The sequence below is a fragment of the Sorangium sp. So ce1335 genome, from assembly GCF_051521615.1.
Lineage (GTDB): Bacteria > Myxococcota_A > Polyangia > Polyangiales > Polyangiaceae > Sorangium.
This window is the reverse complement of record NZ_CP150363.1, coordinates 6,845,065-6,856,948: the sequence shown is the minus strand read 5'-3', so window position 1 is coordinate 6,856,948 and position 11,884 is coordinate 6,845,065. Positions and strand designations below refer to the sequence as shown.

The window sequence follows — 11,884 nt, the reverse complement described above, 5'->3', positions numbered from 1 at the left end:
CCAGATTGCGATGACAGCGGAGAAAATTGGTGCGATTTCAATGTCTTCGGAAAAAATGCCCCGCGCACGGCCCTAGCCGGCCGCTTCGCGCTATCCTTCCCACCGCAGATGGTGACCGCGACAAAAAAGAGAGTCCTGGTGGTGGAGGACGAGGCGGACACGGCGGCGATGATTGCCCGGTTCCTCAGCGACGAGTTCGACACCGTGGTCGCGACGAACGGGGTCGACGGTCTGGCGCTGGCGCAGCAGGAGCCGCGGCCGGATCTCGTCATCGTGGACATCATGATGCCGAAGCTTGACGGGGTGAGCATGACGCGGCGACTCCGTGAGAACGACCAGATGCGCCGCGTGCCGGTCATCTTCCTGACGGCCAAGTCGGATCCGATGGATGTCATTGCCGGCATCCAGGCTGGCGCTCGTCATTACATCACGAAGCCCTTCGTGCTCGACGACCTCAAGAAGAAGGTCCGCAAAGCCGTCTACGGCCGCTAGAGAGGGGCTCACCCGCTTCGGATACGGGCCCATCTCGACGTTTTCGGTGCTCGGCGTACAGGAGTACGCCTGCGCGCCGAAAACGCCGATCTGGGCCCGTCTCCTGTGCGGGTGAGCCCCTCTCTGGGTCGGCAGGAGCGACGGTGGGGAAGGGCTCTCGGGCGGCAGGAGCGATGGGGGGGAAGGGCTCTCGGGCGGCAGGAGCGATGGGGGGAAGGCGAGGGGCTGAGGGTGCCTGCCGAAGACGTGGGCTTTCCGCGGGGGCGCGGCACGAGATCCGTTGATGTGAGGTTTCGGCCCGTGGGCGGAGGGCGATCCTGCGTTGAACGATGGGTCGATTGTCGAGGAGGGCGGGAGTGGGGGACAAGAGCGCCTGGCACGCTCGGGGTCCTCCTGGCTCGCGTGCGGGGCGCGGGAGGGATGCTCCGTCGCGGGGCGCGGGAGCGGCGCTCGTCCGGGCTGCGGCGCGGGCCGGCAGAGCTGTGGGGGAGAATCGAGGGGGACGCGTCAGCTGCGGCTGCGGGGCGCGTTGGAGCAGGCCTTGAAGGCGCGCTCGAAGAGCTCGAGAGAGCGGGCGATGCTCGAATGCACCCGGCGGATCTCCTCGGCGGAGGTGGTGGCGAGCTTCACGATCTCGAGCGCCTCGCGGGGGTGGGCGTCATCGTAGTTCGCGTGCGCCGCGAGCCACGTCAGCGACTTGCTCCCCTCGCCGTAGAGCTTCGTGAAGGCCGGGAGCACCACGCGGGACCACTCGCCCGTGACGCCCTCGATCGCATAGTTGACCGCGCCGACCGCCTCGGCGAGGGAGCCGCGGTAGGACACCGACCAGAGCCAGTCGAAGAGCGAGGCGACCTCCGTGGTCGGACGGTGGCTCGTGATCTCCGAGGCGCTGATGCCGTGCCCCGCCGCCCAGTCGAGGTACCAGCGCACATGCAGCGCCTCGACCCGGATGTTGCCGATCAGCCAGTCGCGCACCAGAAAGTCGCGCGGCGTCTGGCCGTACGTCGTCTTCGCCAGGCTGAGCCCCATGTACTTCGGGAACGCCTCGACGACGCAGAAGAACTCCCGGATCATCAGGCCCCAGGTCTCCTGATCGACCGGCTCCGTCATCGTCCGCGCGATCGGTGGCGTGTAGACCGCGGCCTTCCACTGATCGGCAAGGGACTCGAGCATGTCCTCGACCCAGACCGGATGCGGCGTCGCCTTGAGGCTGTCCTTGACTTCCTTGTGCCGCTGCGAGCGAGGTGACAGCATGATTTACCTGGAGGGTTGCTGGGTCAATCTCCCTGGTGCCTGCCCGCCGGTCTCTGCTCCACCAATCCCCTCAGGCTGACCGGCCAGCGGCCGTCAGGAGACAATGCGCGGCGCGGGTACGATGCTGACCCTCAGCCGCCGAGGGTGAAAGGGCCAGCACGATGACCTCACCATGAGAGGTTTCGCGTACATGTGTCCCGCCTGCATCCAGTTTGGATCAGAGCGTAGTGACAAGTCAACAGGCAAATGGGCGCTGTGTTTCGTCGAGGCTTCGGCCCGAGCCACTCGTCACAGGGCTTTCTCTCAGGGCTTTCTCAGGGCTTCCCCGGGGCTTCACGCTTCGCGCAGGTTCTCGTCGGCTTCGTCTTCGCGCTCGCGGGCCCCGGCGGCGCCCTCGGATCGTTCAGCGGCTCACCAGACGACCTCGGAGAGGCACTCGGTCGCGCCGCGGAACCGGCACCGCTGGTGGGTCACCTTGGGGGTGGACGCGCCGCACAGGAGCAGCGCCTGCTCCACCCACCCGCACACGCCGTCGCCGCAGTTCATCGCGGACGGCCCCTCGTCGTCCCCGGTCGGCCCCGTGATGGTCAGCACCCACTCCCGCGGCTTCACCATTCGCGGGAACACCTTCCCGGAATCGAAGTAGCGCGACCAGAACATTCCAGTGCGGGCGACGATCGTGTCGGGCATCGCGATCGAGAGCGCAAACTTCATCACCGTATTGAGGTCGCGATCCGCCACGTAGCGGGCAAACCGCTTGATCTCGGCGGCCTGGTCGCTCGCGGAGCGCACGTGCGTTCGCAATGCCCGGTTCCAGACGCCGATCGGATACCAGCTGCTCGGCAGCAGCGGCTGATAAAGTACGTCCCGGTCTGACTTGGGCAACGAGGTCACCAGCCGCTCCCAGGCCCCGGCGTCGCGGTTCGTCGTGACGAACGACCGGAGGTTGACCAGCAACGTTCCTTTGCATCGACCGGCGGGGATCGAGGATTTGCTCTTCGTTTCGTGCGTCTTCATCGCGGCGAACCTACGGCGGGAAGACCCTGACGACGCCGGACCCGGTCGCGGGCGCAGCGCATGCGGCCTCGGGCGGGAAGCCCTGCCCGGGAGCGCATCGTCGGGGTGACTCCAGGAGTCGTGGTTGTACCTTGCAGGGGAGCGTGAGTTCGCCGCGATGGCAAGAGATGATTACGCGGGAGCAGGCGCGCGACACGGAATGCCGCGTCACTGGACAGGCCTTCGCCGGTTGTCCAGCTCTCGTTTCGACCCGATGACCTGATCGAAGAATGGGGAACATCGGCCCGGATACGGGGTGCAGGTGTGATCCGCATTACCCATCTCCGTGATCCGGCAAATGACGCGCGGTCGGATGAGCGGAGCGCGATCGGGTGCGTGACGCGCGGTCAGGTGAGCGGCGCTGCCGGGGGGATGGCGCGGTTGCGTGAGCAGAGCGCGGTCGGGTGAGCGGCGCGGTTGCGTGAGCAGCGCGCGGTCGGGGGAGCGGCGTCATCCGGCGACGGGGCGACCGGAGCGTGGGCCAGCGGGCGCCCGGCGCGGTGCGGCGGCGCTCGGGCGGCGGCGGTGAGGCGTCGCGCCTCGCTGTTGCCCTCCTGCGCGAACCTCGGTACCCCTACGCCATGAGCGAATCCACAACGGGCCGGCCGGCCGCCGGCCACGCGGAGCCCGAGCTGCCGCACATCGATGTGGCCGAGCGGGGGGCGCCGCGCGACGGGCGACCGCAGGTCATCGACCGCAGGCTGTTCATGCAGCTCCTCGTCTTTCGCTGCCCGAGCGCGGCCGATCCGGCGGAGCTGACCCGCGCGGTCGGCCAGGCCCTGGAGACCCAGCGCGTCGGCGCGGTCGTGTACGAGGATGTCAGCGATCCGCGCGGGATCGCGGTGCTCACCTGGGCGGAGGACCCGGCCGCCTTCGTCGAGAAGGTCCGGCCCGCGCTCAACCGCGGCGACCTCCGGGGGCTGGAGCTTCGCCCCGACTTCACCATGCTGGGGCGCACGTACTCGACAGGCTACGAGCAGGACCTCGAGTACTGGATGCTCCGGCGACCGGCCGAGACCGTGCTCAACCCCGCCTGGTCCTGGGCGGTGTGGTACCCGCTCCGCCGCAGCGGCACGTTCTCCAAGCTCGAGCCGCGCGAGCAGGGGGGCATCCTGCGCGAGCACGGCACCATCGGCCGGGCCTACGGCGCGCAGGACCTCGCCCACGACATCCGCCTCGCGTGCCACGGGCTCGACGCCCGCGACAACGAGTTCGTGATCGGGCTCGTCGGCAAGGAGCTCCACCCGCTGTCGCACATCGTCCAGGCGATGCGGAAGACCCGCCAGACGTCGGAGTTCATCAGCCAAATGGGCCCGTTCTTCGTCGGGCGCGTCGCCTTCCGCAGCGCCGGCGGCTGAACCGGCCGCTCAGCCGATGCCGGCCAGGGCGGCGAACGCCCTGGCCAGCGCGTCGAGCCGCGCCACCGCGCGCGCCTCGGCCTCGGCCATCGGCTCGTCCGCGGCGACCCCCTCGCGCACGTCGAAGTAGAACTTGATCTTCGGCTCGGTGCCGCTCGGGCGCGCGATGATCCGGCTGCCGCCGTCGAGCTCGTACACGAGCACGTTGCTCGGGGGCAGGACCAGCGTGGCTGTCGTGCCGTCGCTCAGGGTGCGCGTGCGCGCCTCGAAATCGCGCCACGCCACCACCGGGATGCCGCCGATCTCCGCCGGCGGGCTCTTCCTCAGCGCGGCCATGATCGCCGTGATCCGCTCGCCGCCGTCGACGCCGCGCAGGGTGTAGGAGCGCTGCCCGCTCATGTAGAGGCCGTAGGTGCGGGCGAGCGCCTGGAGCTCGTCGAGCAACGTCTTGCCCTCGGCCTTGCGCACCGCGGCGAGCTCGGCGAGCACAACCGCCGCGCTGATGCCGTCCTTGTCGCGCACGACAGGGCCGATGGTGTAGCCGAGCGCCTCCTCGAAGCCGAACACGAAGCGGGCGCCCGTCGACCGCTCGATATCCATCGCCCGGTTGGCGATCCATTTGAACCCGGTCAGGGTCTCCTCGTAATGCACCCCGAGCGCCGCGGCGATCGCGCCGAGCATCGGGGTCGAGACGCACGAGGCCAGCACGAGGCGGCGCTCCTTGGCTCCGCCGCCCTGAGCGCGCCGCTCGGTGAGCAGGTAATGGCCGAGGAGCACGCCGAGCTGGTTGCCCGTGAGCTGGACGTACTCGCCGTCCGGGCGCCGCACCGCCACGGCGAGGCGGTCGACGTCCGGATCGTTGGCGAGGACGAGGTCGGCGCCCTCCTTCTTCGCGAGGGCGAGCGCCAGGTCCATGACGCCCTTCTCCTCGGGGTTCGGGAACGCGACCGTCGGGAACGCGCCGTCCGGCTCGGCCTGCTCGGGCACGCTCGTCACGCGCGTGAAGCCGGCCTGCGCGAGCGCCTCGCGGACGAGGCGGTCGCCCACGCCGTGCAGCGGCGTGTAGACGATGCCGAGGCCGCGGTCGCCGTCGCTCCGCACCGAGAGGCCGCGGATCGCGCGGAGGTAGGCCTGCTCCAGGTCCGCGGGGAAGTCGCGCACGAGGCCCCGCTGCCGCGCCTCGTCGAGCGGCAAGCGGGGGACCTGATCCGCCGGGGGCGCGGCGTCGATCGCCGTCGCGATGCCGGTGTCGTGCGGTGGGATGATCTGTGCGGCGTTGTCCCAGTAGACCTTGTAGCCGTTGTACTCGGGGGGGTTGTGGCTCGCCGTGACCATCACGCCCGCGGCCGCGCCGAGGTGGCCGACAGCGAACGCGGCGATCGGGGTGGGGCAGGGGCCGGGCGCGAGGTGGGCCGGGATGCCCGCGGCGGCGAGGGCGCAGGCGGTGTCCTCCGCGAACTCGCGGCTCATCCGGCGGGCGTCGTGGCCGACGACGACGCCGGCGCTCCGCGCCTTGTCGCCGAGCGTCGCGAGGAGATGGCGCGCGAGGCCGGCGGTCGTGCGGAGGATGACGGCGCGGTTCATCCGGCTCTCGCCGGCGCCGAGCACGCCCCGGATGCCGGCCGTGCCGAACTCGAGGGGACCGGCGAAGCGCTCGGCGAGCTCGGCGCGGACGCCCTCCTCGCCGGCCTGGGCCGCGTCGATGAGCCGGCGCAGCTCGCCCTGGGTCTCCGGATCGGGGTCGTGGGCAAGCCAGCGCTCGGCAGGCTCGAGGACGAAATCGTGGCTCACGACTTCATCTTTAGTTCAAGCTGGCCGCCGTGTGCACCGGGCGCACGCGCGATCGCGCGCGGAGCCCGCACGATCCGCGCGCGGCGCTCGCGCGGGCGGGCGGGGTTAGCCGGCCTTCTTGCCGGCGGCGAGCGCCTCGGCGAAGCGCGTGTCGTACTGCCCGCTCCGGAAGTCGCCGTCCGCCAGGATCTGCCGGAGGAACGCGAGGTTCGTCGCGGCCGGGCCGGCCGGGCCGGCGAGCTCGATCGTCGTCTCGGCGAGCGCCCGGTCCAGGCGGGCGATCGCGTCGTCGCGCGTCGGCCCGTGGGCGACGATCTTGGCGAGCAGCGGATCGTAGAACGGCGTCACCTCGAGCCCCTCGGCGACGCCTGTCTCGATCCGCAGGTCGTCGCCCGCGGCGGGCCAGCGGAGCGCCGTGATGCGGCCGGGCTGCGGGGCGAACTTCTTCGCCGGATCCTCGGCGTAGAGGCGCGCCTCGATGGAATGGCCGCGGTACGCGTGGCCGAGGACCTCCGGCGCGAGCGGCTCGCCCGACGCGACGCGGATCTGGTGCTCGACGAGGTCGAGCCCCGTGCACATCTCGGTGACGCAGTGCTCCACCTGGAGCCGCGCGTTGACCTCGAGGAAGTAGAGCTCGCCGCTCTCCGCCGCGACGAACTCGACGGTGCCGGCGCCGACATAGCCGGCGGCGGTCACGATCCGGAGGGCGCTCTCGTGGAGCGTCTTCCGGCGGGACTCGCCCGCGTCTCCCTGGAAGAACGAGGCGGGCGACGGGCTCTCCTCGACGATCTTCTGGTGCCTGCGCTGCGCGCTGCACTCGCGCTCGCCGATCGCGACGGCGCCGCCCTGGCCGTCGCAGAGCACCTGCACCTCGATGTGGCGCGGGCGCTCGATGTAGCGCTCCATGTAGACGCGCGGGTCGCCGAACGCGGAGCGGCCGCGGTCGGAGCACGCGGTGAGGGCGCGCGCGAGCTTGACCGGCTCCGTGACGATCTGCATGCCGATGCCGCCGCCGCCGCCCGCCGCCTTCACGAGCAGCGGGAAGCCGATGCTCTCGGCGGCGCGCTGGGCGGCCTCGAGGTCGGCGGGGTCGATAGGGCCATTGGTGCCCGGCGGCGGGAAGACGTCGGCCGCGCGCGCGTGCTCGCGCGCGAGGATCTTGTCGCCGAAGGCGTGGAGCACCGCGGGCGGCGGGCCGATGAAGGTGATGCCCGCCGCGAGGACGGCCTCGGCGAAGGCCTCGTTCTCGCTGAGCAGCCCGTAGCCGGGGTGGATGCCGTCGGCGCCCGTCGCCCGGGCCGCCTCGACGATCGCGTGGATGACGAGGTAGCTGTCCCGGACCGGCGGCGGACCGATGCGCACGGCCTCGTCGGCCATCGCGACGTGCGGCGCGCCCGCGTCGGCGTCCGAGTAGACGGCGACCGTCGCGATCCCGAGCCGTTTGCAGGTCCGGAGGACGCGGCAGGCGATCTCTCCACGGTTGGCGACGAGGATCTTTTTCAGCACGGCTGACAGCTACGCCCCCGAGCGGCGGGGCGTCAAGGCGGTCCGGGCGCGGCGACGCGCCCCGCGCGCTCGCGGACATACCCTCTCCGGACAGGCTCCGGCTCCCCGCCGGACGGCCTCCGGCGAGCGCTCGGCCCCACCCGCCCGGCGGGCTCAGCCGACCGCGCGCCGCACCTTCGGCCTGGCCCCGAGCAGCACGAGCTGCCCGCACGCCGCCGAGACGTCGTCCCCGCGCCGGCGCCGCACGAAGCAGGAGTACCCCGCCTGGGTGAGCACCTCCTGGAACGCGGCGACGCGGTCCTGGCCGGGCGGGCCCAGCGAGGAGGCCTCGATCGGGTTCATCGGGATGAGGTTGATCTTCACCGGGATGCCGCGCAGGAGCTTCGCGAGCCGGCGCGCCTCGGCCGGGTCGTCGTTCTGCCCGGCCACGAGCGTGTACTCGATGGTGATGCGCCGGCGCCGCGGCAGGGGGTAGGCCCGCAGCGCCGCGAGCAGCTCGTCGAGCGGGTACTTGCGGTTGATGGGCATCAGCGCCGAGCGGGTCGCGTCGTCCGCGGCGTGCAGCGAGATCGCCAGCGCGATCTGGCCGCCGAAGTCCGCGCCGAGCCGCGCGATCTCCGGGACGAGGCCCGACGTGGACACCGTGACCCGCCGCGTCGAGAGGTTGATCCCCTCCGGGTGCGTGAGCAGGCGCAGCGAGCGCGCCGTCGCCTCGTAGTTGTGGAGCGGCTCGCCCATGCCCATGTAGACGACGTTGCGGAGCTCCTCGCCCTCCTCGAGCATCGCCCGCCCGAGGAGCACCTGGCCCGCGATCTCCTCGGCCCCGAGGTGGCGCTTGAGCCCGGCGACGCCGCTCGCGCAGAAGCCGCACCCCATGGCGCAGCCGACCTGCGTGGAGATGCACTGGGTGACGCGGACGCGCGGCGCGGCGCCCTCCTCGGCGTCGTCGTCCTCGTCGTCGTCGCCCGCCGCCGCGTCGGCGTCGAGCTGCGCCTGCGCGCCGGGGCCCGACACCGCCGGGAGCAGGACCGTCTCGATCGTCGCGCCGTCGTGGAGGCGCAGCAGCAGCTTGCGCGTGCCGTCCTCGGAGCGGTGGACCCGCTCGGGCGTCAGCACCTCGCCGAGCCCCTCCGCAGCGAGGTGCTCGCGCAGCCGCGCCGGGAGGTTCGTCATCGCCGCCGGATCCAGGACGCCGCGGCGGTGGATCCAGTGGAATACCTGCTTCGCCGTGAACGACCGCTCTCCGCGGGCGGCCAGCGAGGCCGACCATTCTTCAGGCAGGCGGGCTACAGGGTGAAGCGGGGTGGAGCGCACCACCGTGGCGTACTGCGCGCTGACCCGAGGGGCAAGGGAGCAGGGGCGGGGCGCGGCCGCCCGCGCCCGGCCGGTATGTCGAGCGCGCGCTCCGGCACGCGCGGCGCGTCAGCCGCTCTGGGTCTCGACCTGCGCCGCGGGGAGCTGCCCGTCGCGGTCGCGGCGCGCCCGCGCGCGGCTCCCGGCGTCGAGCACCTCGCGGGTGTAGCGCTCGAACGCCTCGGCCCGGTGCATCGCCGTGTGCTCGGCGAAGACGCGCTGCCGCGCCCGCTGGCCCACCGTGAGGCGCTTGTCCTCCTTCATTTCCCGGAGCTTCCGGAGCACGTCCTCCGGCGTGCGGACGAGGAGGATCTCCTCGCCGGGCTGGAAGAACGTCTCGATCCCCGGCCAGGTGTCGCTGAGGACAGGGGTCCCGCACGCGGCCGCCTCGAACAGGCGCGCGCTCGGCGACCACCCGGACTCGACCATCGCCCGGCGGGTCAGGTTCAGCGTGAAGCGCTGGGCGTTGTAGAAGATGCGGTGCTCGTCCGGCGGGAGGTGCTCCGTCCGGGTGATGTTCTCGGGCCACGCGAGCGACGCCGGGTACTGCGCGCCCGCGACAGCGAAGCGCCCGCGGCGCATGCGCCGCGCCGGCTCCAGCAGGAGCCGCTCGACAGCCGCCTGCCGGTCGTCGCTGTACGTGCCGAGGTAGCCGAGATCCCAGCGCATGGGCGCCGGCTGGGGGTGGTAGACGTCCGTGTCGGCCGAGCAGTAGAGCGCCCGCGCGCGCACCGCCCCGTGGCCGCGCTCGAGCCGCTCCAGCGTCGGTCCCCCCGTCGCCGACAGGTAGAGATCGTACCGCGGGATCAGCGCCGGCGTGAGGTAGGCGTGATCCCCGTGCGCCAGCCGGCCGAGCGTGACCGGCGTGTCGAGATCGTAGAACGCGGTCTTGCCGCGGGCCTCCTCCGTGATCCACGCCCCGACGGTCGCCCCTTCCGGGACGAAGGAGCCGACGATCACGAGATCGGCTTCGCGCACAGCGCGTGAGAATCGATCGCGGAGCTCGGGAATGCTCGAGTATTGCTCGGTCTTGCCGTAAGGCGGGTTGGGCAGGTCCCGGTGCTGGTCATAGATGGAGAGGTTCCGCTCCAGAAAGAGCACGTGGTGGCCGCGCGACGCGAGCGCCCGGAGGAGCGCTCTGTACGTCGTGGCGTGGCCGTTGCCCCACGAAGACGTGATGGAGAGTCCCAGGAAGACATAACGGTAGGTAGGTGTCGTCATAACGTGGTGGCAGCGAGGGTTGAGAGATCCCAGGCGACGTGCCGGCCCGGAATGGGCCGGTCCCGCGGTGCACCTCGGCGGCGCCGGAGAGGCTGAAAGAGGCCTCCGCCCCGCGCGGCCAGGCAGACAGGCAGGGAGCAGCACGTCGCTCCGGTTGCCCTGGCGCCGCACGAGAGGGCGCGGCGACGAGCGAACGAACCCCGGATTAACATGCGTGCTCACGCTCTGCAATCCTGCGAGAGGCGGTTTCTGGACTGAAGATGCGTATTCCTCGTCAGGGCCCCAGGCGATAAGGCCCGGACTGATCTCGTGATCAAGAAAGGCGCAGAACCGTAACTCGCGCTGGAAAAGACGGGCCGCGAGCGCAAAGCATCCCTCCGCCTCGCCGCGCCTGCCCGGACAACCGGCCTGTGCGGCGACGAGGGATGACAGCGCCGATGAGAAAATCAGAGGCAGTGTCGCAATGGCGTACGTGGCCGCGTGCACGGCCGCCGATCGAACGGAGTCGCGGCGGCAAAGCCCGACCCGGAACGCCGGGGCAGCGCTCGTCAGGCGCCGCGGACCGGCCGCGTCCGACGCCGCGGACCGGCCTCGTCAGGCGCGCGGGCGCGGCGGCGGTGCGGACGAGCGGCGCCGGCGAGGCCTCGCGCAGGGCGCGATCGAGGGCGATTGAGCGCGATCGAGCGCGCTCGACCGCGGGGCCGGCAGGCATTCCGGCGTCTCGCCACGATCGCCGGCGCACCTGCGGCATCGGGCCGGGCGGGGACCTTCGCTTCTCGACGAGAAATCGAGCAGGGAGTCAGCAAGACACGGAGAGCGGGAAGGGCGGGAGAGGAGAGGGCGCCGGTGCCGCCCTCCTGTCCGCGGGCGCGTTTCGTGGAGCGGGAGACCCGGGTGTCCAGCCTTCAGCGGCGGGGCGCCGCTCGGGGGCAGCCGCGACGTTCAGGTGGCGGGGCGCAGCGCCCGCCAGCCGTCGATCACCTCGGCGATGTTCGCGAAGCGGCGGTCGGGGCTGTGGGCGAGGCCGCGGTTGACGAACACCTCGACCTGCCGGTCGACCGGCGGGGGCATCAGGCTCCCGAGGCGCCGCGGTGCCGTCCTCGTCTTCAGATCGGCGAGCATCATCAGGTTGCGCGCGGCGTACGGGAGCTCGCCGGTGAGCGCCTGAAAGACCACCGTCATGGCCGCATAGATGTCGGCCCGATGATCCACCGTCTTCCCCTTCATGAGCTGCTCCGGGGGCGCGAACCGCGGGTCGCCGAGGAGGCGGCCCGCGACGGTCGCCTCCTCGTCGCAGAGCGGGGGCGGGAGCTTGCACGAGCCGAGATCCAGGAGCGTCAGCCGCTCCCCCTCGGGGCCGCGATCGAGCAGCACGCTCGCGGAGCTGATGTCGCGGTGGATGATGCCAATCTCGTGGAGCTCGGCGATCGCCAGCCAGAGCTGCTCGCCGAGCGGGTGCAGGGCGTCGAGCGGGATCGCCCCGTGACGGGCGATGCGGTCGACGAGGAGCTCCCCCTCGCGCAGCTCGAAGACGATGACGGGGCCGTGCACCGGGTCCGCGCCGTCGCCGATCGACGGGAGCGTGTGCGGGCCCCGCAGCCGCGCGCACGCCAGCGCCTCGCGCCGGAAGCGCGCCTCGGCCTCGGCCAGGGGCATTCGCTCCGGCGCGCTGAACACGCTCCCCGGATCCACGCGCGCGGGAGGCTCGCCGAGCACCTTCACCGCGACACGGCGGCCGGTGCTCGCGTCCTCGGCGCTGAACACTTCGCCTAGCCCCTCGCGGCGGAGGTGACGCACGACGCGGTAGCGCTGGAGCAGGACGGTTCCGGGCACGATTGACAAGAGCGGCCTCC

At 71.8% G+C, this 11,884-nt stretch carries 9 protein-coding genes; 2 read left to right on the top strand and 7 right to left on the bottom strand.

The genetic code is table 11. The features are described 5' to 3' along the window. Window positions 1-138: 138 nt before the first annotated feature. Window positions 139-492 carry a response regulator transcription factor gene (locus WMF24_RS25410; RefSeq protein WP_437729966.1) on the top strand — a complete coding sequence of 118 codons (354 nt, stop codon included), beginning with the start codon at window positions 139-141 and terminating at the stop codon, window positions 490-492. Between the two features lie 507 nt (window positions 493-999). Here the strand turns inward: WMF24_RS25410 and WMF24_RS25405 are convergent. After that, complete coding sequence (locus tag WMF24_RS25405) at window positions 1,000-1,746, bottom strand: TenA family transcriptional regulator (protein WP_436608824.1); 747 nt, start codon at window positions 1,744-1,746, stop codon at window positions 1,000-1,002. A 411-nt stretch (window positions 1,747-2,157) separates the two neighbouring features. Beyond that, window positions 2,158-2,763, bottom strand: a complete 606-nt coding sequence (locus WMF24_RS25400; protein WP_061607905.1) for a hypothetical protein — start codon at window positions 2,761-2,763, stop codon at window positions 2,158-2,160. A gap of 620 nt (window positions 2,764-3,383) precedes the next feature. Between WMF24_RS25400 and WMF24_RS25395 the strand changes: the two genes are divergently transcribed. Then, window positions 3,384-4,160, top strand: a complete 777-nt coding sequence (locus WMF24_RS25395) for a chlorite dismutase family protein (RefSeq protein ID WP_437729965.1) — start codon at window positions 3,384-3,386, stop codon at window positions 4,158-4,160. A gap of 9 nt (window positions 4,161-4,169) precedes the next feature. Here WMF24_RS25395 and WMF24_RS25390 read toward each other — a convergent pair whose 3' ends face one another. The 5 genes from WMF24_RS25390 to WMF24_RS25370 all read right to left on the bottom strand — a co-directional run bounded on the left by WMF24_RS25390 (window position 4,170) and on the right by WMF24_RS25370 (window position 11,864). Continuing rightward, the gene (locus WMF24_RS25390) at window positions 4,170-5,951 is read right to left on the bottom strand and encodes a phospho-sugar mutase (RefSeq protein WP_437729964.1); all 1,782 of its coding nucleotides are present in this window, start codon (window positions 5,949-5,951) and stop codon (window positions 4,170-4,172) included. Between the two features lie 105 nt (window positions 5,952-6,056). After that, entirely contained in the window at window positions 6,057-7,457 is a 1,401-nt protein-coding gene (locus WMF24_RS25385; RefSeq protein WP_437729963.1) for an acetyl-CoA carboxylase biotin carboxylase subunit, read from the bottom strand. Between the two features lie 153 nt (window positions 7,458-7,610). Continuing rightward, a complete protein-coding gene (gene rlmN / locus WMF24_RS25380; protein ID WP_437729962.1) occupies window positions 7,611-8,771 on the bottom strand; it encodes a 23S rRNA (adenine(2503)-C(2))-methyltransferase RlmN in 1,161 nt (386 codons plus the stop codon). 108 nt (window positions 8,772-8,879) lie between these two features. Further along, window positions 8,880-10,031 (bottom strand): CgeB family protein, encoded by a 1,152-nt coding sequence (locus WMF24_RS25375; protein ID WP_437729961.1) that lies wholly within the window; start codon window positions 10,029-10,031, stop codon window positions 8,880-8,882. Window positions 10,032-10,973: 942 nt separating this feature from the next. Next, window positions 10,974-11,864 (bottom strand): serine/threonine-protein kinase, encoded by an 891-nt coding sequence (locus WMF24_RS25370; RefSeq protein ID WP_437738853.1) that lies wholly within the window; start codon window positions 11,862-11,864, stop codon window positions 10,974-10,976. Window positions 11,865-11,884 lie beyond the last annotated feature (20 nt).